This is a genomic window from Streptomyces sp. HUAS MG56 (genome assembly GCF_058673395.1).
Window position 1 is genome coordinate 8,298,285 of record NZ_CM178722.1, and the last position, 20,498, is coordinate 8,318,782.

Annotated in this window: 20 protein-coding genes and 2 pseudogenes; 13 read left to right on the plus strand and 9 right to left on the minus strand. The window is 70.6% G+C overall.

The genetic code is table 11. The features are described from left to right. Window positions 1-2: 2 nt before the first annotated feature. Genes AC4OXY_RS38420 through AC4OXY_RS38440 form a run of 5 tightly spaced genes read right to left on the minus strand, consistent with a single transcriptional unit; the run spans window position 3 to window position 4,887 of the window. Complete coding sequence (locus tag AC4OXY_RS38420; RefSeq protein ID WP_491991970.1) at window positions 3-1,142, minus strand: thiamine pyrophosphate-dependent enzyme; 1,140 nt, start codon at window positions 1,140-1,142, stop codon at window positions 3-5. Further along, window positions 1,139-2,143 carry an ACP S-malonyltransferase gene (locus AC4OXY_RS38425; RefSeq protein ID WP_491991971.1) on the minus strand — a complete coding sequence of 335 codons (1,005 nt, stop codon included), beginning with the start codon at window positions 2,141-2,143 and terminating at the stop codon, window positions 1,139-1,141. Before AC4OXY_RS38425 ends, AC4OXY_RS38420 begins: the two co-directional genes overlap by 4 nt. Continuing rightward, window positions 2,140-2,988 carry an inositol monophosphatase family protein gene (locus tag AC4OXY_RS38430; protein ID WP_491991972.1) on the minus strand — a complete coding sequence of 283 codons (849 nt, stop codon included), beginning with the start codon at window positions 2,986-2,988 and terminating at the stop codon, window positions 2,140-2,142. Before AC4OXY_RS38430 ends, AC4OXY_RS38425 begins: the two co-directional genes overlap by 4 nt. Next, window positions 2,985-3,839, minus strand: a complete 855-nt coding sequence (locus AC4OXY_RS38435; RefSeq protein WP_491991973.1) for a hypothetical protein — start codon at window positions 3,837-3,839, stop codon at window positions 2,985-2,987. Before AC4OXY_RS38435 ends, AC4OXY_RS38430 begins: the two co-directional genes overlap by 4 nt. Further along, entirely contained in the window at window positions 3,826-4,887 is a 1,062-nt protein-coding gene (locus AC4OXY_RS38440) for a Gfo/Idh/MocA family protein (protein ID WP_491991974.1), read from the minus strand. Before AC4OXY_RS38440 ends, AC4OXY_RS38435 begins: the two co-directional genes overlap by 14 nt. A gap of 166 nt (window positions 4,888-5,053) precedes the next feature. Between AC4OXY_RS38440 and AC4OXY_RS38445 the strand changes: the two genes are divergently transcribed. From AC4OXY_RS38445 to AC4OXY_RS38455, 3 genes are all read left to right on the plus strand, one after another. Beyond that, window positions 5,054-5,131, plus strand: a complete 78-nt coding sequence (locus AC4OXY_RS38445; RefSeq protein WP_491994706.1) for a putative leader peptide — start codon at window positions 5,054-5,056, stop codon at window positions 5,129-5,131. Between the two features lie 236 nt (window positions 5,132-5,367). Beyond that, window positions 5,368-6,261 (plus strand): LysR family transcriptional regulator, encoded by an 894-nt coding sequence (locus tag AC4OXY_RS38450; RefSeq protein WP_491991975.1) that lies wholly within the window; start codon window positions 5,368-5,370, stop codon window positions 6,259-6,261. Between the two features lie 250 nt (window positions 6,262-6,511). Continuing rightward, window positions 6,512-7,303, plus strand: a complete 792-nt coding sequence (locus tag AC4OXY_RS38455; protein WP_491991976.1) for a transposase family protein — start codon at window positions 6,512-6,514, stop codon at window positions 7,301-7,303. A gap of 546 nt (window positions 7,304-7,849) precedes the next feature. On the opposite strand, the gene AC4OXY_RS38460 is transcribed toward AC4OXY_RS38455, so the two are convergent. Beyond that, a complete protein-coding gene (locus AC4OXY_RS38460) occupies window positions 7,850-8,683 on the minus strand; it encodes an S-methyl-5'-thioadenosine phosphorylase (RefSeq protein WP_491991977.1) in 834 nt (277 codons plus the stop codon). A gap of 105 nt (window positions 8,684-8,788) precedes the next feature. On the opposite strand from AC4OXY_RS38460, the gene AC4OXY_RS38465 reads away from it, so the two are divergent. Then, a complete protein-coding gene (locus AC4OXY_RS38465) occupies window positions 8,789-9,292 on the plus strand; it encodes a P-loop nucleotide/nucleoside kinase family protein (protein WP_491991978.1) in 504 nt (167 codons plus the stop codon). Here AC4OXY_RS38465 and AC4OXY_RS38470 read toward each other — a convergent pair. Further along, window positions 9,273-10,421, minus strand: coding sequence for an IS630 family transposase (locus tag AC4OXY_RS38470; protein ID WP_491991979.1), 1,149 nt, complete (start codon window positions 10,419-10,421; stop codon window positions 9,273-9,275). The genes AC4OXY_RS38465 and AC4OXY_RS38470 overlap by 20 nt on opposite strands. A 687-nt stretch (window positions 10,422-11,108) precedes the next feature. Here AC4OXY_RS38470 and AC4OXY_RS38475 point away from each other — a divergent pair. From AC4OXY_RS38475 to AC4OXY_RS38490, 4 genes are all read left to right on the plus strand, one after another. Next, complete coding sequence (locus AC4OXY_RS38475) at window positions 11,109-12,245, plus strand: molybdopterin-dependent oxidoreductase (RefSeq protein WP_491991980.1); 1,137 nt, start codon at window positions 11,109-11,111, stop codon at window positions 12,243-12,245. Beyond that, entirely contained in the window at window positions 12,242-12,655 is a 414-nt protein-coding gene (locus AC4OXY_RS38480; protein ID WP_071376289.1) for a hypothetical protein, read from the plus strand. Before AC4OXY_RS38475 ends, AC4OXY_RS38480 begins: the two co-directional genes overlap by 4 nt. A gap of 76 nt (window positions 12,656-12,731) precedes the next feature. Next, entirely contained in the window at window positions 12,732-13,325 is a 594-nt protein-coding gene (locus AC4OXY_RS38485) for a hypothetical protein (protein ID WP_491991981.1), read from the plus strand. Between the two features lie 52 nt (window positions 13,326-13,377). Further along, window positions 13,378-14,430 carry an NAD-dependent epimerase/dehydratase family protein gene (locus AC4OXY_RS38490; RefSeq protein WP_491991982.1) on the plus strand — a complete coding sequence of 351 codons (1,053 nt, stop codon included), beginning with the start codon at window positions 13,378-13,380 and terminating at the stop codon, window positions 14,428-14,430. A gap of 77 nt (window positions 14,431-14,507) precedes the next feature. Here AC4OXY_RS38490 and AC4OXY_RS38495 read toward each other — a convergent pair whose 3' ends face one another. Together AC4OXY_RS38495 and AC4OXY_RS38500 are read right to left on the minus strand one after the other, a co-directional pair. Then, window positions 14,508-15,620, minus strand: coding sequence for a sensor histidine kinase (locus tag AC4OXY_RS38495; RefSeq protein ID WP_356038903.1), 1,113 nt, complete (start codon window positions 15,618-15,620; stop codon window positions 14,508-14,510). Then, complete coding sequence (locus AC4OXY_RS38500) at window positions 15,610-16,338, minus strand: response regulator transcription factor (RefSeq protein ID WP_356038901.1); 729 nt, start codon at window positions 16,336-16,338, stop codon at window positions 15,610-15,612. Before AC4OXY_RS38500 ends, AC4OXY_RS38495 begins: the two co-directional genes overlap by 11 nt. A 142-nt stretch (window positions 16,339-16,480) precedes the next feature. Here AC4OXY_RS38500 and AC4OXY_RS38505 point away from each other — a divergent pair, with 142 nt between their 5' ends. From AC4OXY_RS38505 to AC4OXY_RS38525, 5 genes and pseudogenes are all read left to right on the plus strand, one after another. Then, complete coding sequence (locus AC4OXY_RS38505; RefSeq protein ID WP_491991983.1) at window positions 16,481-17,206, plus strand: glycosyltransferase family 2 protein; 726 nt, start codon at window positions 16,481-16,483, stop codon at window positions 17,204-17,206. Beyond that, window positions 17,203-17,844: a TIGR04282 family arsenosugar biosynthesis glycosyltransferase gene (locus tag AC4OXY_RS38510; protein ID WP_491991984.1), complete on the plus strand. Its 642-nt coding sequence runs from the start codon at window positions 17,203-17,205 to the stop codon at window positions 17,842-17,844. The genes AC4OXY_RS38505 and AC4OXY_RS38510 overlap by 4 nt, the downstream gene beginning before the upstream one ends. Beyond that, window positions 17,841-18,716 carry a class I SAM-dependent DNA methyltransferase gene (locus AC4OXY_RS38515; RefSeq protein ID WP_491991985.1) on the plus strand — a complete coding sequence of 292 codons (876 nt, stop codon included), beginning with the start codon at window positions 17,841-17,843 and terminating at the stop codon, window positions 18,714-18,716. Before AC4OXY_RS38510 ends, AC4OXY_RS38515 begins: the two co-directional genes overlap by 4 nt. Continuing rightward, window positions 18,713-20,152 (plus strand): annotated as a pseudogene (locus AC4OXY_RS38520) (glycosyltransferase 87 family protein); the annotation flags it as partial. The gene AC4OXY_RS38515 and the pseudogene AC4OXY_RS38520, both read left to right, overlap by 4 nt. Before the next feature lie 5 nt (window positions 20,153-20,157). Then, window positions 20,158-20,271: pseudogene (locus AC4OXY_RS38525) on the plus strand (IS5/IS1182 family transposase); the annotation flags it as partial. Window positions 20,272-20,498: the final 227 nt, after the last annotated feature.

Consider the following 20,498-nt stretch of genomic DNA (forward strand, 5'->3'; position numbering starts at 1 on the left):
GCTCACCTCCGGTTCACCGGGTCGGGAACGGCTGCCGACGGCAGCCCCTCCAGGGCTGTGTGAAATCGAGCAGCGAGATCTCTGGGGCCGAGGTCGGCCAGCGGATGCCGGGTCGGCCGGCGCCCGGATCGTGCGATGCGGACCACGACGAGATGCGGACCCGGCGCAGCCGTCGCGGTGGCCATGGCCCGGGCCGTCCCTGCCGGTGACGAGGCGAGATGGACGCCGCGGTAATCCGCGGCGCGCCCCAGGGACCTCCAGTCGGCGGGGGCCGGGACCGGCTGACCGCCGGTGGAGTCGTACGCCCGGTTGTCCAGCACGACATGGATCAGATTGGCGGGAGCCTGCGCTCCGACGGTGAGCGCCGTACCCAGGTGCATGACCAGGGCGCCGTCGCCGTCCAGCACGACCACCCGCCGGTCCGGCAGGGACACCGCCGCGCCGAGGCCCAGGGCCACGGCATGGCCCATGGAGCCCAGCATGTAGAAGTGGGCAGGGGCGTCGGCCCGGGTGAACAGCTCCCGGGAGGTGCGCCCCGTGGTCGCGAACACCGCGGCCCCCTCCAGCCAGGGCAGCAGCTCGTCGATGGCCCGGCCCCGGTCGTACCCCCCGTTGCCGGCGTCGGCCGGCCCCGTATCTTCCACGCGCCCGATCCGGCCGCGCGGCACGAGGACGACGTAGGGCCGGCGCTCGGCCCGTGCCCGGTCCGCGGCCTCCCAGGCCCTGGCGAGACCGTCGTCACCCGGTGCCAACACCTCGTGCCCGACACCCAGCCGGTCCAGCAGTGGCTCGGTGGTGGGGCCGGTCAGCGAGTGCTGGGGTTCGTCGTCTTCCGGACGGGGCCAGCCGCGCAGGGTCATGAAGATCACGGTGGGGATGGCGAAGGTGTCGACGAGCGAGGTCAGCGGGTTGATCAGATTGCCGAACCCGGAGTTCTGGATCAGCACCGCGCTCCTGCGGCCGGCCAGTTCGGCGCCGGCGGCGATGGCGAGGGCGGCGCCTTCGTTGGCCGCCGGCACATAGCGTCCCGGTTCCTGTGCCAGCAGAGCCAGCGGCCCCTGCAGCCAGCCGCACGGCACGCCGGTCACCAGATCGGCACCGTGCGCGTCCAGTTCCGCGCAGAACTGCTCGGCGGAGATCACTGGACCGCCTCCTCGGCCGGCTGCGGCGGTGCGGTGAGGACCGCCGAGAGCGGTTCCATGCTGTTGACCGCGGCGGCTCGCAGGCCGTGGCTCCGGGCGAGCGAGGCCATCGCCTGGCCGGGGCCGAGATCGAGCACGGTGTGCACGCCATGTGCGGCGACGCTGTCCAGGCAGAGGTCCCAGCGCACCTGAAGGGCGACGTGATCGCCCAGCTCGGCGCGGATCTCGTCCGGGTCGGTCAGGGGACGGCCGGTCAGATTGCTCAGCACCGGGACCGTCGGCGACGACACGGTCAACCGCCCAGCCAGCGTCCGCAGTTCGTCCCGTACCGGTGCCATGAGGCTTGAGTGCGCGGCGAGTCCGGTGCGCACGTCGGTCACCTTCTGCGCACCGAGTTCGCCGACGTGCTCGCGCAGCCAGTGGACCGCCGCGCGGTCCCCGGAGACGACCAGGTGGCGCGTGCCGTTGCGGCAGCCGATGGTGAGCACTCCGAGTTCCGCCGGGCACTGTGCGCACATCCGCGCCACCCGGTCGTGATCGGCGCCGACGACCGACAGCATGCTGCCGGGCCGTCGCATGGACTGAGCCTCCATGAGCCGGGCCCGTTCCCGGACGAACTCCAGCGCTTCCTCGGCCGTCAGCGCACCGGCGCAGACCAGGGCGGTGAAGTGTCCGAGACTGTGGCCGCCGGCCAGGACCGGGGGCCGCCCTGCGTCACCCTGGCGTTCGATGAGGGCCGCGAAGGCCAGCAGGCCCGTCACGAAGACGGCCGGGTACACGAGCACGACCGAACGCAGTTGGCGGGGGGTGCCGTCCACACAGACGCCGCGCAGCGGTGCATCGCAGGCGGCCTCCAGACGGGCCAGCAGCTTCCCGGCGGCGGGCGACTCCGCCAGCAGGCGAGCGGCCATGCCCGGCCGTTGCGTGCCTGCTCCCGGGAACAGTGCGGCGTACGGCCGCAGGGACAGGACCTGGCCGAGCGGGGCGTCGGCGGCGCTCATCGGACCGCCTCATCGGTGCCGGTCCGCAACGCCTTCCCGAGCCGGGTGAGTTCGCCCTCCAGCAGCGCGGAGTCCGCCACCCCGGCGCCGTAGGCCAGGAAGGCGGGTGCCTCCAGCCGCTCGTCGAGCGGGGCGAACTCCGACAGGCCCGGTGTGTGGTAGCGGCCGCCGGCGGCGGCGACCAGTGCCGCTCCCGCCGCGACGTCCCAGGACCGCGTGCCCAGGTTGCAGGCCAGTTGTCCCCGTCCGACCGCGGTGTAGGCGAGGGCAAGCGCGGAGGAGCCGATCCGTCGCACGTCGTAGTCGCGCACCAGCCGTCCCCACAGCGCCAGTTCCCGCACGTCGGGATCGGAGCCGCCACGGGGAAAATCGGTCAGCAGTACGGTGGGACCGCCGACGGCGGGGGCGGGGGCGGGGGAGACCGGACGGCCGTTGAGCGCGAGCCGGCCGGAGACGCTGGTGAACGTCTCGTCCCGCAGCGGGTCGTACACACAGGCGGCGACCAGCCGGTCGTCCAGCGCGGCGGCGATGGAGACACAGAACAGTGGCAGTCCGTGCGCGAAGTTGTTGGTGCCGTCGATGGGGTCGACGTACCACCGGATGGCTCCGGAGCCGCGGTCTCCGCCTTCCTCGCCGGTGACGGTGGAGTCCGGGTGGCGGGCGAGGAGGGTCTCGACGATGGCCGTCTCGGCCCGCAGATCGTATTCGGTCACCAGATCGTGGGCCCCGTGTTTGGGCTGTGTGCGCATGGTCGCGGCGCGGGGCGCCAGCAGGATGCGGCCCGCCCGGTGACAGGCCAGCACGGCCGTCCCCAGTAGCCGCCGCGGCTCGTGGCGGCCCGTCATGAGGCCGGCCCTTCGACCACCAGCTGTCGCAGCTCCGGGTCGGCCGCCGCGAGAGTGGCGAGGTAGTCCTCGCTGTCGTGGGACCCGAAGTAGTGGCAGATGACCCGTCCCGGCAGCTCGGGCAGCCACTCCAGGCGCCCCGATCGGTACGGTTCACCGAGGTCCCGGACGAGTCCCGGGCCGAGCCGCCCCGCCATCAGCGAGTACAGCATCTGGGTGACGAACCGCGGCTGGGGCAGTATGTCCGGTGCCGTGCGTCGCATGAGTTCTTCCAGGTAGGCCGGGTCGAAGAACGTGGCGGCCTGAGCCGCGACGAAGCCGCAGCACATGTCGGTGACGAACGGCCGTCCGGGTACGCCCTCCGGCAGCCAGTGGATTCCCTTGGGCTGCCAGCCGCGCTCCGGTGAGTAGAGCAGCGCGGTGCGTTCCGCGCCGGAAACCCAGTCGATCAGCCGGTCGGGCCGGTTGAGGAACACCACGTCGGAGTCCATGCCGATCAACCGAGGACTGCCGGCCAGCACGAAGTAGTCCACGAGCTGCATGATTCGCGGGTTGCCGCGGCGGGTGCGCAGCACGAGCGGGAAGTCGGCGAGGGCCTGTTCGACGCGCGCGTCCGCCTCCGCCCGGGGGATGACTCGGACGGCGCCCAGCCCGCGCAGCCGGGCGTGGTCACCGGCGTCGAGTGTGCCGTCGTCGTGGAGTACGACGGCGGGGGCTGCCCAGAACCGGGCGAGGGACCGCAACGCCACCAGACATCGGTCCACGTGCCGGTGGGAGAGTAGGGTGTGCACCTCCACGGGTGCTTCGCCGGTGAAGTGCGGGGCCGTCGGGGACGAGTCAGACCACGGCATGGTCCGCCTCCTCGGTCCGCGAGCCCAGGGGCAGCCACCGCCGTTCCCGTGCGGCCCGGTACGTCGCCTCGATCGTGGCGACCAGATCGCGTCCGTGGCGCAGGGAGTGCGCATACGGTTCGTCGCGGTCGGCCAGCCGGCGCCGGATCTCCTCGTACAGGCCCTCGGTGATCATTCCCCGCTGCCGGGGCACGTCCCAGCTCCCGACCAGCCGGCCGTCGCGATACAGCTGGACGGCCCGCGGGATCGCGCTGTAATCACCGGCGGCGGGGTCGAAGTCCAGGCGCAGACGGCCCTGTTCACCTCGTACCTCGAACGCGACAGGACCTTGTCCGGTGCCGACGGCGAGCGAGACGTGGACGTCACCGTGCCGGTAGTGCGCGAAGCACTCGCGGTCGAACGGCGGCGCGGGGTCGAACTCGGCGGTCGCGGTCACCTCGGTGGGCGCCCGGCCGGCGAGCAGCTCGGCCAGGTACAGGGCATGCCACCCGGTGTCCACGAGCCGGCCGCCGCCCGACAGGGCCCGGTCGTGGCGCCAGCCGGGGTGGAACTCCTCGGCGCCGTCCCAGGGATACGACCCCAGACAGCTGATCAGGACGGAACGCACTGGGCCGATGTGGCCTTCGCGCACCAGCCGAGTCAGGAGCCGGTACTCCGGGAAGAAGGCGTAGTTGTGGGTCATGAAGACCTTGGCGCCGGCCTTTGCAGCTTCCGCCAGCAACGCGTCCGCCTCCTCGACCGAGTTGGCGAGGGGCTTCTCGCAGAGCACCGCGACACCGGTCTGTCCCAGGGTGCGCAGTTCGGCGGAGCGGACGGACGGAGGCGTGGCGAGCAGAACCAGATCAGGCCGGGCTCGCTTCACCAGCTCGGTCACGTCGCGGTACGTCTGTACCGGCTGACCGGCCGCACCCGCCTGTTCGGAGAGTTGGCGCGCCCTGGCCGGTACCACGTCGACGAGTCCGGCCAGGCGCAGGTCGGGCGCCCGCAGCAGAACCGGCAGATGACCCCGCTCCACGATCTGACCGCATCCGACCACTCCGACTCTCACAGCGATTCCTCCCCGAGAGGTTTCCGGTCGACCCGACGGCCCGAGCCTGGGGCTTCATCCTGTGGGCGGAAGCCGTCCCGCACAGTGATCGATTAGCGTGCGTTATCAATGACCCGGCGTCGGAGGATTACTTGACCGTGCATGGACATCGAGTCACACTGAGGTGGTGATCTTTCGCTTCCGCCTTGTCGCCCGACAGCACGTCGATCTGCAGCGGCAGGCGAGCGCGCTCTGTACCGGTTGAGGCGTATCCGCATTTCCGATTCGCGGGCGAACGGCCTTCTGAGGTCCGCTCATCGCCTTTTCTTTTGATTCGTCGGTTTCCGTCAGGATTGCGCGAATCGACCAGCGTATCGTTCACTCTCTGCTGCTCCGCCATGACGCGAAACGGAGAGGGTCAGGACAGCCGCCACCGCTGTTGACGGCACCCATGTTCTCTCCCATGGCTGTGATGCGCAGGCACTCTCACGGGGGTTGGCCGTGGAATTGCGCCAGATCGAATTTTTCGTCACAGTCGCCGAGGAATTACATTTCGGACGTGCCGCCCGCAGACTCCATGTGGTCCAGCCGGCGGTGAGCCAGCAGATCCGGCAACTGGAGCGCGGGCTGCGCGTGAAGTTGTTCGACAGGTCCACGCGCCGCGTGTGTCTGACGGAAGCGGGCGAGGCGCTCCTGCCGACGGCGCGCGCCGTTCTGACGACGATCCAGGAGACGGAACTCATCGCCGCGCGGTACGCGTCCTCCCGAGGGACATCTCTGCGCATCGCCACGTCTCTGCGTAGCCGCGCCCGTCTGCAGCTCGCCGCCGACACGTTGATGCGGAGCCGGCCCGGGCTGACGGTCCACCTGGTGGATGTCTCCGACGGGAGACGGCTGGATCTCGTACGCACCAGCGCACTGGACGCGGCCATGGTCGACCACCCCATACCCCCCACTGCCGGCCTGACGCTGCACCGGTTGCGATGGCGTCCCGTTCTGGCCGCTCTGCCGCGTTCCTGTCCGCTGGCCGAGCGGGAGAGCGTCGGTGTCGAGGCATTGGGGGAACTGCCGATGCGTCAGATTCCTTCGGCGTTTCATCTGACGCTGGTCGATCTGATCGCTTCGGCACGGCGGCGCCTCGGGCTGGAGTCGATTCCTCTCTGCTATGCGACGTCGATGCAGGAAGCGCTCGACGGGATCGCCCGGTACGGCGACTCCTGGACGGCAGTGCAATACGAGTTTGTGGATCCCGCGCAATTGCCGGGCCTTCGCTTCCCGGTGCTGAGTGTCGAGGGCATGGCGGCACAGTCGGGCATGGTGACTCGCTCGACTCCGTCCGAACAGGTCCTGGCCCTCCTGGACAGCTGCACAACTACGTTCGATCGTTCGGCGTAGTCGGCACTTCAGGGGGCGCGGCCCGAACGTGACGAATTCGCCACGCACGGCAGGGGGCGTCAGAGTGGGCGCATGTGAGGGCACTGTCGGGTACGTTTGGTGCCCTCGTGTCTCCTCGTACTTCGGCGCGGCGCCCGTGCTGGATCGGTGCTGGATGCGCGGGCATTTCCGCAGGTCAGAGCCTTCGCGGAGTTCCGCTTCAATGTCTAAAGGGTGTTGCACAAGGCTCTGAGCTGCGCATCTCCCTTGTATGGCTGGGGTCTTACGTGCCGAGCGGGTGTGGGTGGAGACGTTCACGGGGCGGCGGATGACGCAGTTTTCGGGTCTGTTGAAGGTGGTGCGGGAGCGGGGCGGCAACGGCACGCTGCGGGGCCGGCCGTGGTCGCTGCCGTTGGCCGAGCGAGTGCTGATCGTTGCCGTGCACTACCGGACGAACCTGACGATGCGGCAGCTGGGTCCGCTGTTCGGTGTCTCTTCCTTCACCGTGTGCCGGGTCATCCAGCGGCTGGGACCGCTGCTGACGGTGGAGCCTGTCTCCCGCACGGGCGATGCTGCGGAGAGGTTGTGGATCGTGGACGGCACCCTGGTCCCGGTCCGCGACCGGACTGTCGGTTCCTCGTCACGCAACTACCGGTTCTCCGCGAACGTGCAGGTCATCGTCGATGCCGACACCCGCCTTGTGATCGCCGCCGCGCGCCCGGTGCCGGGCACCACCGCGGACGCGCATGCCTGGCGGGCCTCCGGCCTCGCCGAGCACTGCCAGGGCGTGACCGTTTTGGGTGACGGCACCTACCTCAACTGCCAGATGGTGGTGCCGCGCCGCAAACGCCCTCACCGGCCCCTGCTGCCTGGCGAGGAGGACGACAACGCCGCCCACCGTAAGGTGCGTGCCCGGGTGGAGCACGTGATCGGCCGGATGAAGAACTACAAGATCCTCCGCGACTGCCGACAGCGCGGCGACGGCCTCCACCACGCGGTCCGGGCGAGTAGTCATGGGGGCTGTCGCAGGACATCAGGGACTCGAAGGAACCCGACAAGTTGAAGCCTTGTTCTCGTCCGAGCGTGAACGGACCGGTGGGCATTGCTGTTGTCCGGGTGACGGCCGGGGATGCACTTGTGGTTGTCCGGGCGTGACGTGACACGGCAGAGCACGCGGAGGTCCCCCCCAAGGGCGGTGACGCAGGCAGCGCTCAAGGCAAGGAATCGAAGCCTCATGTGGCCAGCCTATGTGTTCTATCCACCCGTGATTCCATAGCGGCCGCTTACGTATTTCTAACGGAGTTTCTCCGGTCGGGCGCGAGGAGAAGTCGGGTTCGCGCGCCGGTGTCGTCCGATCCATCATGGGAAATGTGTGATTCGACCGCAGTGACCACACATGATGAGCTGCATCTGACGTGCTTCACGCGGTCGGCCGGTGTGAGCTGTTCTTGAATCTCACCCGCTAATAATTCGCCGCAGTCCGCGGAGCCCTGGAAATCGCGTGGTAACAGATGGCAGCGACATCTCTGCGGGGCGAGCCGGACGTACGATACCGGCCGACTGGGTAGGACGACGTCCCACCAACGGGACACCTTCGAACCCTCCGCGGCTACGGTAGTTCGAAGCCCGGGTTCATTCCGCCGAGCGCGTTCACGCACAGGCAATCCCGTTCCTCGGCGGTGGGCAGCGCGGCCACCGCGTCGAACAGCACGCCCCGCAACCGCTCCACGTTCGCCGCGAAGACCTTAAGCACCTCGTCGTGCGAGACGCCCTCCCCGGTCTCCGCGCCCGCGTCGAGGTCCGTGACCAGGGTCAACGATGTGTAGCACAACTCCAGTTCACGGGCGAGCGCGGCTTCGGGATGACCGGTCATGCCCACCACGGACCAGCCCTGCGCCCGGTGCCACAACGATTCTGCGCGGGTGGAGAACCGCGGCCCTTCGACGACGACCAGGGCGCCGCCGTCCGCCGGCATCCAGTCCCGTCCGCGCGCGGCCTTGAGTGCGACCGCCCGTCCGGCGGGGCAGTACGGGTCGGCCAGGGACACGTGCACCACGTTCGGCACGGTGCCGTCCGGGAGCGGCAGCCCGTCGAAGTACGTCTGCACCCGGGTCTTTGTGCGGTCCACCAGCTGGTCGGGAATCAGCAGTGTGCCCGGCCCGTACTTCGGGCGCAGTCCGCCCACCGCGCACGGGCCGAGAACCTGACGTACGCCGACGGAGCGCAGCGCCCACAGGTTGGCGCGGTAGTTGATGCGGTGCGGGGGCAGATGGTGGCCGCGGCCGTGGCGGGGGAGGAAGGCGACCTGTCGGCCGGCGATCGCGCCGAGGAAGAGGGAGTCGCTGGGCGCTCCGTACGGGGTGTCGACCTGGACCTCGGTCACCTCGTCGAGGAAGGAGTAGAAGCCGGACCCGCCGATGACACCGATCTCCGCGTTCGGCATGCCCAGCACGCTAGTGCTCTGACCACATAGGTTGGCCGGGTTGGGCTTCAGCGGGCGCGCTGCTGGCCGCTGAAGTCGGCGCGTCCTCGGGATTAATCTGTCTCGGTGACGCAGCGATTGAGCACGGTGGTGCTGATGTGTGGTCTTCCGGGAGCGGGCAAGACCACCTACGCGATGGATCTGGTGCGACGCGGTTACGTTCGCCTGTCGATCGACGAGGTGGTCTGGCAGCGACTCGGGCGGCGTGACGCCGGCCTGGTGCTGGATGCGGAGGCGTTCGACCAGCTCAAGGAAGAGGTCCGCCGCGAGCAGCGGCAGGAACTGGTCGAGCTGATGCTGGCCGGGCGCGATGTGGTGGTGGACTACAGCTTCTGGAGTCGTGCCGCCCGCGATGATTACAAGGCGCTGATTGAGAAGCACGGGGGCCGCTGGGAACTGATCCATCTCAAGGCGGATCGGACGACGCTGGAACGTCGCCTTGAAACACGGAACGACGAGGAGGGCCCCAACTCCGTCACAGTGGACGAGACCCTGTTCAGTCGCTACTTGACCAAGTTCGAGGAGCCGGCTGGAGAGGGTGAGCAGGTCGTCATGCAGCCCTCAATTTGAGGACCTGAAGCCGATCAGTGGCAACCGGACGACGTCCCCAGCGGATGCCCTTCTCGCAGCGGATGCGGGTGCGCTCGCGCCGTTGGGCGGCGAGGACGTCGGGGTGACGGGCGTTCGCGTTGCGCCATCGCAGGTACGCGTGAAGCGCTCGGGTCTGCACGGTGTGGTTGCGATGGTGGGAGTTGGCGATCGTGAACTGACGCAGCGGTCCGAAGTGAGCCTCGATCGGGTTCGCCCAGGACGCGTAGGTCGGAGTGAAGCACAGCTCCACCCGGTTCTTCCTCGCCCAGCGCCGGATCTGCTGGCCCTTGTGCGCGGACAGGTTGTCCAAGATGACGTAGATCGGGGCTCCGTCCGGCCGTGCCGCGCGGATCGACCTGAGCGCGGCCAGGGTGTTGGCGGCGCCCTTCTTGCGGCGGTTGACGCCCCAGAGGGTGTCGTCGCCGACCGAGTAGCAGCCGTGGAAGTAGCGGACGCCGTGGGTGCGGTGGTAGGTCGCGGGGTGCCGTTCGGGGTGACTGGCGCGGGCCCAGCCGGAGCCGGCGGTGGGGCGGATGCCGAGCGGGCCGAACTCGTCGAACGCGAACACGCGGTCGGGAAAGCGGTCCAGAACGTGCTCGATGCGGTCGAGCTTCGCGTCCCGGTCGGGATCCGGTGAGTCCTTCCAGGTCTTGGTGCGCTGGAAGGTGACGCCGCGGCGGGCCAGCAGGCACCGTAACGCCTCGCGGCCGATCCGGATCACGCGACCGTGGACTTTCCGCAGGTAGGTGGCGAGTTTGCGGATCGACCAGCGGGTGAAGGGCTGGCCGAGCTTGGTCGGGCGGGTGGTGGCCGTCTGGACGACGAAGTCCTCGTCGTCAGGACTGAGCAGGCGGGGACGGCCTCCCGCCCACCGAGGGTCCAGAGCGGTCAGGCCGATCTCGTTGAACCGGTGGATCACGTCACGGACGGTGTCCTCGTCGGCCTGCACCAGCTGGGCGATCACCGGGACCCGGTTGCCGCCGGCCGAGGCCAGCAGCATCATCGCGCGCCGGAACCGTACCGAACTGGTGCTGCCCCGGCGCACGATCTGCTGCAGCTTCTGCCCCTCCTGGTCGGTCAACCTGCGCACACGGACAGGCTCTGCCACCAAACCCCCCGCGGTCGGATCGGATGTCACGGGACATCCAACTGCCTCGACCACAGACCCGGCCAACCTATGTGGTCAGAGCACTAGCCGCGCCGGCACGGTTCGAGATCACGGCATCGGGGAACGTCATGCTCTCGAAAGGAATTCGGCCGCCCGGATCGGGTGCCCATCGTTGGAGTCGACAGTTCGGCAACGTGGGTACGCACTGATCTGGTCCGGGTCCAGGACTGCTGGGGGAAGGGCGGCCGTCGGAGCGGAGGCTACGGCGGCGCGGTGGTTCCCGGAGGGAACGCTCCCTCGGTCGAAAGCTGCGGGTGAGGAGTCGGAGGTCGACTTCGCGGCCGCGTGGCCGGCGCTGGCCGGGCAGCGACGCGTGTGCGTCCTCACGCTGTGACCGTCCTGCTCGGGCAAGGCTGTGCACCGGCCCGGCCGCCTCGCAGGAGGTGTTCCTGTAAGGCCCATGTGCAGGCTTCGAGGCGCTGGACGGCGTGACGGCCGTATTGCGAAGCGCGGCCGTCGTCGAGAACAGGTGCCCGGCTTCCGTCAAGTGCCTGTCACACGGGTGGTCAGGACTGCGACGGGTGGAGTCCCGCGGATGCTCGGCGTGCCCTGCGGCCGGGAGATGTCCCTGTTCCGTAAGGCGGTCGGACGTTCCATGGCGGCCTTCCTCCAGGTGGGATGGAAGGCATGACATCGCGTTTCCTTCCGCCTGTGTTCAAGGGCAGACTGCACGACGCCCGCACGGCGACCTCCATCGGGCGGTGGCTCGGCCTGGCGTTCACGGTGTGCTTCTGCACCGGCTTGATCAGCCACTTCATGCAGCACCCGCCGGGATGGCTCGCTAACGAGCTGCCCAGCCGTCCGGTGTGGGGATACCGGTTCACGCAGGGGCTCCACGTCGCGTCCGGTATCGCGGCGATCCCGTTGCTGCTCGCCAAGTTGTGGACGGTGTATCCCCGCCTGTTCGAGTGGCCCCCGGTGCGCTCGGTGCGGCACGCCCTGGAACGGGTGTCGGTGGCTGTCCTGGTCGCGGCCGCCCTCTTCGAGCTGGCGACCGGCCTGCTCAACACTGCCCAGTGGTACCCGTGGCCCTTCTCCTTCGTGGAGGTGCACTACGCCGTGGCCTGGCTGCTGACAGGAGCGCTGGTGCTGCACATCGCGGTCAAGGCACCTGAGATCGCGGCACACTGGAGCCGTCGCTCGGCGGGCACGCTGTCCCTGCCGGCCGAGGACGCCCCGGATCGGCGTTCCCTGCTCGCCGCGGTGGCGGCGGCGGTCGGGGCCGTCACCATCACTACGGTCGGGCAGTCCTTCACGCCGTTGAAGGATCTCACTCTCCTCGCGCCCCGCCACCCTGACCATGGTCCCGAGGGGCTGCCGGTCAACCGGACTGCCGCCGCGGCCGGGGTCGGCCTGATCCACGCCGAGCGCTACCGCCTGACCGTCGCCGGACCGCGGTCCTACACACTCACGCTGGACGAGCTGCGCGCACTGCCCCAGCACGAGGTCGAGCTGCCGATCGCCTGCGTGGAGGGCTGGAGCAAGTCGGCGCACTGGGCAGGTGTGCGCGTCGTGGACCTGCTGGAGCGGGCGGGCGCCCCGGTCCACGCGCGGGTACGGGTGGTGTCGTTGCAGACCCGGGGCGGCTACCGGGTCTCCGAGATGGGTCACGAGCACGCCCGGGACCCGCTGACCTTGCTCGCACTGCGGCTGAACGGTGAGGAACTGTCGCCCGACCATGGATACCCGGTGCGCCTGATCGCTCCGAACCGTCCGGGCGTACTGCAGACCAAGTGGGTCGGCCGACTGGAGGTGCTGTCATGAGGGTCAAGGTGCTGCGACTGCTGGTGGGCGCCGCCGGGCTGGCGCTGATGGGTGTCGGCGCGTCCTTGCTGCTGGACAGGCAGCAGGAGCTGATGGGTGTACTGGAGTGGCTCGGCGGGGCGGTGGTGTTGCACGACGCGCTGGTCGCGCCGGTGGTGCTGTTGCTCGGGCTGGTGCTGGTCCGTGGTGGGGTACGGGGGCCGGTCCGCGGGGCGCTGCTCGTGGCGGGCGCTCTGACTGCGGTGGCGCTTCCGGTGCTGCTGCGGCCGGGGCCGCGGGCCAACTCGACGGTGCTGCCGCTCGACTACCCGCGCAACTGGCTTCTGACCCTGGTGGCCGTGGCCACGTTCACGGCCCTGTTGGTGGTGGCGAAGGAGGTCCGTCGCAGCCGACGGCGTCCACCTTCGTAACAGCGGCGTCTTACGGGTGTCTTACGCACCGCCGGCACGGGCTCCGCCTGGCGTAGGGCATTCCTACGGTGGCGCCATGCGCACTCTTCGTACGGTGGTCCTCGTAACGGCTCCGCCCTTGTTCCTGGCTGTGGCGGGCCTGGCCCACCCGCGGCATCTCACCGCGTCGACGGCCGCCCATTGGACGGCGCTGCATGTCGCTCTGCTTCCCGCCTTCCCCCTGCTGGCGCTCGGCCTGCTGGTGCCGCTGTGGGGCAGACCAGCGGGTGACCTGGACGGTGCACTCACCGTGGTGGCCTGGGCAGGGTGTCTCGGTTACGCGGCCTACTATTCGGGGCTGGACGCGGTGGCCGGTGTCTCTGCCGGGACGGTGGGGAGCCATGGGGCGCAGGAGGCGGTGGGGTGGCTGTTCTCGACCGGTGACGAGTTGGGCCGGGCAGGGGTGTACGCGCTGACAGTCGCCGCTCTCGCCACCGGCGCGGTGCTGGTGCGGCGCCACGGCGTCCGGGTGCTGCCCGGGGCCGTGGTGGTGCTGGGGGCGTGCTGGTCGTTCCTCGACAGTCACATCTTCTGGCCCCGCGGTGTGTTCACCATGCTCGCGTTCGCCGTGGGCTTCGGTCTGCTGAGCGCGGCGGCGTCCGGCCGGTCCGGAAGGCTTACGAACCCCTGACGGTTCTGCGTCCAGGCATCCGCAGACGCGTAGCCGGGCTTAGCGTCGGAGCATGTTGATCCTGGTCACCGGAGGTGTGGGCTTCATCGGCTCGCACATCGTCAGCGCTTTCACCAGTGCCGGGCACGAGGTACGCGTGCTCGACGCGCTCCTGCCCGCCGCCCACCGTACGCCGCCGCCCGTCCCCGATGGTGTCGACTGGCGCCACGCGGATGTGCGCGACAGGGGAGCGGTGGTGGACGCTCTGCGGGGCGTGGACGCCGTCTGCCACCAGGCGGCGATGGTCGGGCTCGGCAAGGACTTCGCGGACGCGCCCGACTACGTCGGCTGCAACGACCTCGGCACGGCCGTACTGCTGGCGGGCATGGCTGCGGCCGGGGTACGCCGGCTCGTGCTGGCGAGTTCCATGGTGGTCTACGGCGAGGGCCGCTACGAGTGTGCCCGGCACAGCGTCGTACGGCCGGGGCCGCGACGGATCGCCGAGCTGGACGCGGGCCGCTTCGAACCGCCGTGCCCACACTGTGGCGAGCCCCTGTCCGCCGGGCTGGTGGGAGAGGAGGCGCCGACCGATCCGCGCAACGTCTACGCGGCCACCAAGCTCGCCCAGGAGCACCTGGCCGCGTCGTGGGCACGGGCGACCGGCGGAAGGGTGGCGGCGCTTCGCTACCACAACGTGTACGGACCCGGCATGCCGCGGGACACCCCGTACGCGGGAGTCGCCTCTTTGTTCCGGTCCGCGCTCGCACGCGGTGAAGCTCCACGTGTGTTCGAGGACGGCGGTCAGCGCCGGGACTTCGTGCATGTGCGGGACGTCGCGGGGGCCAACCTCACGGCCATGGAAGGGCTGCCCGCTCTGCCGGAGGGTGGCCTGCGGGCTTACAACGTCGGCAGCGGCGACCCGCACACGGTGGGGGAGATGGCCTCCGCGCTGGCCTTGGCGCACGGCGGCGACGCACCCGTCGTCACCGGGGAGTACCGGCTCGGCGACGTCCGTCACATCACTGCCTCCTCGCGCAGGCTGTGCGAGGAGCTGGGCTGGAAGCCGGTGGTGGGCTTCGCAGAGGGGATGGCGGAGTTCGCGGGGGCTGCGCTGCGGGCCGGCTGAGCGTTCGCCGGAGACTACTCGGAAGGGCCGTCCCGGCACTTCCACGGGACGGCCCTTCTCCGGACCGGAAAGCGGACTCAGGCGGCTGTCGGCAGGCGAACCTCGAAGCGGCAGCCGCCGGGCACGTTGTGGACGGCGGCCCGGCCGCTGTGGGCCTCGACGATGCCCCGCACGATGGCCAGTCCCAGGCCTGCACCGGCGGGCGGGGTGCGGGCGTCGGTGCCGCGCCAGCCGGTGTCGAAGACGCGGGGCAGGTCCTCGGACGGGATGCCGCCGCAGCCGTCGGTCACCGAGACGACGACGCTGCCGCCCTCCTCCCGGGCGGAGACGGCGACCGTTCCGTCGGTGGGTGTGCGGTGGATGGCGTTGACGAGAAGGTTGGCCAGGACGCGGGACATCTCGCGGCCATCGACCTCGATCGGCACCGGTTCGACTCCGTCGCCGATGATCCGTACGCCGTGTTCCCTGGCGAGGGCGTCGGCACCCGCGATCGCGTCGCCGACGAGGTCGTAGACCGACATGCGGGCCGTGTTCAGGGCGAGTACGCCGGCCTGGATGCGGGAGAGTTCGAACAGGTCGCCGACCATCTCGCTGAGCCGCTCGACCTCCGTGCGGATCCGGGCGTGGTAGACGCCCGGATCGTCGACCATGCCGTCCTCCAGCGCCTCGGTCATCGCCTGCAGCCCGGCGAGCGGGGTACGCAGGTCGTGGGAGATCCAGGCGACAAGCTCCCGTCGGGACTCCTCCAAGGCCCGCTCGCGCTCCCTGGAGGCGGCCAGCTTCCCACTGGTTGCGTCCAACTCCCGGACCAGTTGGGCCAGTTCGGCTGTAGGGGCGGTGTTGGGCGGAGTGAAGCGGCCCTCGTCACCGAGGGCGCGGGTGGCCTCGGCGAGTGCCTGGCTGCCCTTGACGACGCTGCGGCCCAGGACGAGCGCCACCGCGAGGGAGACGACCGCCGCTATGGAGCACACCATGGTGACGACCCACAGGTCGTGATCCGACAGCAGCATCGCCCACGACACGAGCATGGTCCCGGCGAGCATCGCCGCCACGGCGACGGCGGCGACCACGGTCAGCGACAGCGCGACCGAGCGGTTGCGCAGCAGCCTCAGGGCGGCCACACCGAGCAGTCCGGCGGCGCCCGCGCCGATCGCCGCGTACAGGGCGATCAGGAAGGTGTCACGCAGCATCGTCCGCCCCGGTCGCCGCAGGTACATCGAAGCGGTAGCCGACGCCCCACACGGTGTTGATCAGCCGCGGGCGGGCCGGGTCGTCCTCGATCTTCTCGCGCAGCCGCCGTACATGGACGGTGACGGTGGACAGGTCGCCGAACTCCCAGCCCCACACGCGACGCATCAGTTCCTCCCGGCTGGTGGCCCGCCCGGGATGGCGCAGGAAGAACTCCAGCAGGTCGAACTCCCTGATGGTCAGGGCGAGTTCCTGGCCATCGCGGGTGGCCCGGCGAGCCGTGGGGTCCACAGCGAGCGGTCCGGCCCGCAGTCCGGTCAGGCGTGGTACGGACGGTGTGCTCCGCACCGCCGCCAGCGTCCCCGCACGGCGCAGTACCGACTCCACCCGCAGGACCAGCTCCCTCGGGCTGAAAGGTTTGGTGACATAGTCGTCGGCCCCGACCTCCAGGCCGAGGATGCGGTCCTCCTCGTCACCCCGCGCGGTCAGCATGATCACGGGCAGCGGACCGGTCTCGCGGATACGGCGGCAGACCTCCAGCCCGTCCATGCCGGGCAGCATCAGGTCCAGCACCACCAGTTCCGGCGGCTGTGCCATGGCCCTGGCCACGGCGGACGGGCCGTCGGCGGCCACATCGACGTCGAAGCCCGCCCGGGTCAGATATCCGGCGACGACCTCGGAGACGGTCGGGTCGTCGTCCACGACGAGTACGCGTTTCACGGTATCGAGTCTCACACCGCCCCGCGGCTGTCAGGGGGAGTGGTGGCGGATGTCAGAGATCCGTAAGGACTGTCGCCGACGTCAGAGATCCGTAAGGACACCAAGTCCCTTACGCCCCTTTTGTGTTCGTAGGGTGAGTGGGGTGATCGAGACTTCCCCCTCTTCTCCCGCCCGGGTCGATGTGGTGCTGCCCTGTCTGGACGAAGCCGAGGCCCTGCCGTGGGTGCTCGACCGGATCCCGCCCGGCTGGCGCGCCATCGTGGTCGACAACGGCTCCACCGACGGCTCGGCGGACATCGCCCGCGCACTCGGCGCCCACGTGGTGACAGAGCCGGTGCGCGGCTTCGGCGCCGCATGCCACGCCGGCGTCATGGCCGCGACCGCCGACGTCGTGTGCTTCTGCGACTGCGACGCCTCCCTCGACCCCGCCCTGCTGCCGGACATCGCCGCACCCGTGCTCGGCGGCACCGCCGATCTGGTGCTGGGCCGGCGGCGCCCCACGTCCCCCGGCGCGTGGCCCGTGCACGCCCGCCTGGCCAACCTGGAGCTGGCCCGGCTCATCCGCAGGCGCACCGGGGTGCGCCTGCACGACCTCGGCCCGATGCGCGCCGTCCGCCGCGAGGCGCTGCTCGCCCTGGACCTGACCGACCGGCGCTCCGGCTACCCGCTGCAGATGGTGGTGCGCGGCGCCGACGCCGGCTGGCGGGTGCGCGAGACGGAGGTGCCCTACCACCCGCGCACCGGCCGCTCCAAGGTCACCGGTACCTGGAGGGGTACCTGGCAGGCGGTGCACGACATGCGTGCCGTGCTCGCCGAGACGCCCGCCACCACGGCCGCCGTCGCCGGCGTGCGGGGAGGCGGACGATGAACGCCCCGCCCCCGGTGACCCTGCTGGTGATCGCCAAGGAACCCGTGCCCGGCCGCGTCAAGACCCGGCTCACCCCGCCCTACACGCCCCAGGAAGCGGCCACTCTGGCCGAGGCTGCCCTCACCGACACGCTCCACACCCTGCTGCAAGCCCCCGCACGCCGTCGCGTGCTCGCTCTCGACGGCACCCCTGGCCCCTGGCTGCCGCCCGGCTACGACGTCGTACCCCAGAGCCCCGGCGGCCTGGACGAGCGGATCATCGCAGCCTTCGCCCACTGTGACGGCCCGACGCTCCTGGTCGGCATGGACACCCCGCAACTGACCGCCGACATGATCGCCGGAGTCGGCCGGGACGGCCGTGATGCCTGGTTCGGTCCGGCCGCGGACGGCGGCTTCTGGGCGCTCGGCCTCGCCGATCCCACCCAGGCCGGTGCCCTGGTCCGTGGGGTGCCCATGTCCACGGACCGTACGGGCGCGATCCAGCGCATCCGCCTGACCGAGGCAGGACTGGCCGTGACCGACCTGCCGGTGCTTCGTGACGTGGACACAGCAGCCGACGCTGCCGCGGTCGCCGCCCTCTGTGCACGCGGCTCCCGCTTCGCCGCCGTCCTCAACTCGATGGCAGAGGTGGTCCGATGAGCGGGACGGTGGTCGGCATCGACTCCGCCGTGGCCGAGCGGCCGGAACCGGCCGTGGCGGAGGCGGAGCCCCGGGCGGAGAACCCGACGGTGGTCAGGGCCAGGAAGCGCATGCCGGCGCCACCCGTCCGCCCCGCCGTGCCCGTGGAACCGGGCACCCCGTGGATCGACGATCCCTACGCCCACGCTCTGCGCAGCGGACGCGGCCCGCTGTTCCTGCGGCGCCTGTCACAGCCCGATCACCCCGACAGCCTCGGCGAGGACCACGTACTGCCACTGGACGTGGAGCGCTGGTGTGCACGTCCCGACGCGGCGGACACGAGCGTGCTGCGCCGATGTACGGGCTCCGTCCTGGACGTGGGATGCGGACCGGGACGCATGGTGGCCGCACTGGCCGCCCGCGGCATACCGGCGCTGGGCGTGGACCTCAGCCGGGACGCCGTGAAGCGCACCCGGCGCAGTGGTGGCGCCGCCATCCAGCGCTCGGCCTTCGACCGCCTCCCGGGCGAAGGCCGCTGGGGCACCGTGCTGCTGATGGACGGCAACATCGGCATCGGCGGCAATCCCGTCGCCCTGCTGCGCCGCATGCGCGAACTCGTCGCCCCCGGCGGGCTCCTGCTGGCCGAAGCCGTCCCGCAGGACGTGGACCAGCGCCTCACCGTGCGCGTCGAGGACGCCCACGGCCACCACGGACGGCCCTTCCCCTGGGCCAGGCTCGGCACCACCGCGCTCCTGAACGCCGCAGACTCCGCCGGCTGGACCCCGACCGGCAGGTGGACCTGCGAAGGACGCCCGTTCGCGGAACTACGCCGCCGACGCGCGAATCACCCCGACGCGCAGCCCTCGAACACCGAAAGGCCGCACCACTCATGACCGACAGCGCCCCCACGCGTACGTCGGCTCCCCGGCCCGCGGAGCCATTGCCCGACCACCCCGCAGAGCCGATGAACCGCCGCGCCGGCCGTACGCGTACCACCCTGGTCGTGGCGGTGCTCGTCGCACTCAGCGCCGTTGTCATCGGCACCCTCCACGCCGGCGACAACCAGAGCGACCCGGGCCGCCTGCTCGTGGGATACGCCATTGCCTGGGCACTGTTCGCCGCCGGGGTCTGGGCCGTGCGCAAACTCCCCGCGCGCGCCGCGACCTTCCTGGTGCTCGCGGGCTCCGCCGCCGTCGCGCTGTCCGGCCTGGCGGCACCGCCCCGCACCAGCGACGACATGTACCGCTACGCCTGGGACGGCCGCGTACAGGCGGCCGGTATCTCCCCCTACGCCCACCCGCCGGCCGCCCCCCAACTCGCCCGTCTCCGGGACGAGTGGCTCTTCCCCACCCATGGAGCCTGCGACGGCTGGGGACTGAGGCGCACCGACAGCGGCGCGTGCGTCCGCATCAACCGCCCCAGCGTGCCGACGATCTACCCGCCCGTCGCGGAGGGCTGGTTCCTCGCCGTCCACACCCTCTCGCCACCCGGTACTCGTCACAAGCCGCTCCAAGTGGGCGGAGCGGTACTGGCGTTCGGCACCACCATCGCCCTGCTCGCCGTCCTGCGGCGACGCGGCGACCCGCAACGAGCCCCTGCCCGGGCCGCACTGTGGGGCTGGTGCCCGGCCGTCCCCTTCGAAGCCGTCAACAACGCCCACGTCGACACCCTCGGCGTCCTGCTCACCGTGCTGGCACTGGGCACCGCCGCTTCCGGGGCGCGTCGTGGAGCCCTGCTCGGCGCGGCCGTCGCGGTCAAACTGCTGCCCGTGCTGGCGCTGCCCGGCGCCCTGTCCGGACAGCGCAGCGCGCGCCGCATCGGGAGCGTGGCGGCGGCTGCCCTCGGCGCGGTCGCGCTCGCCTACCTGCCCTACGTCCTGGCCTCCGGCACCGGCGTCCTCGGCTATCTCCCCGGCTACCTGAACGAAGAGGGCTACGAACCCGGCGACGTACGCCGCTTCGCCCTGCTTCGGCTGATCCTGCCGGACTCGGCCGCCGGAATCGCCGCTGTTGTCCTGCTCGCGCTGACGGCCCTGTTCGTATGGTGGCGCGGAGACCCGGCACGTCCCTGGAGTGGTGCCCTCCTGGTGACCGGCACGGCGCTGCTGCTGTTCTCACCCAACTACCCCTGGTACTCCCTGCTCGTCATCGCCCTCGCAGCCCTGGACGGCCGCTGGGAGTGGCTCGCCGTCACCGTGGCCGGCACAGTTCTCTACCTCGCCGGGCGGCTGTTGCCCGGGTTCCCTTTGCAGGCATGGGCCTACGGCGTTGCCGCTCTCACTGTCGTATTGGGTGCCTGTCTGAGAGGCATGAAGCCGACGCAGTCCCTGCTGAGTTGCTCCGGGCCTCAGCCGCCCGGCCCGGCGCAGTGCACGACATCAAGGCCGCCCGATCCCACGGCATCATCGGCGCCTTGACCCACGCGGGCACCCTCTGCCGGGCCGGCAAGGCCACCTGGCCACCTCAGCATGTGGTTGACGTGACTTCGAGCGATCGGGGCGTCACATTAGTTGCAAGATCACGCAAACGAGCAGGTGCGTGGGGGGATTGCCACACGAGGGAACCCGCCTCGGCCGCCCGCCGCGATACCTGCACCAGCGCCGCAGATTTGAAGGCTCCTGCCCGGACGGCCCTCAAGACACCTTTAGCGGACGCTGTCCGGATTACCTGTGTGAC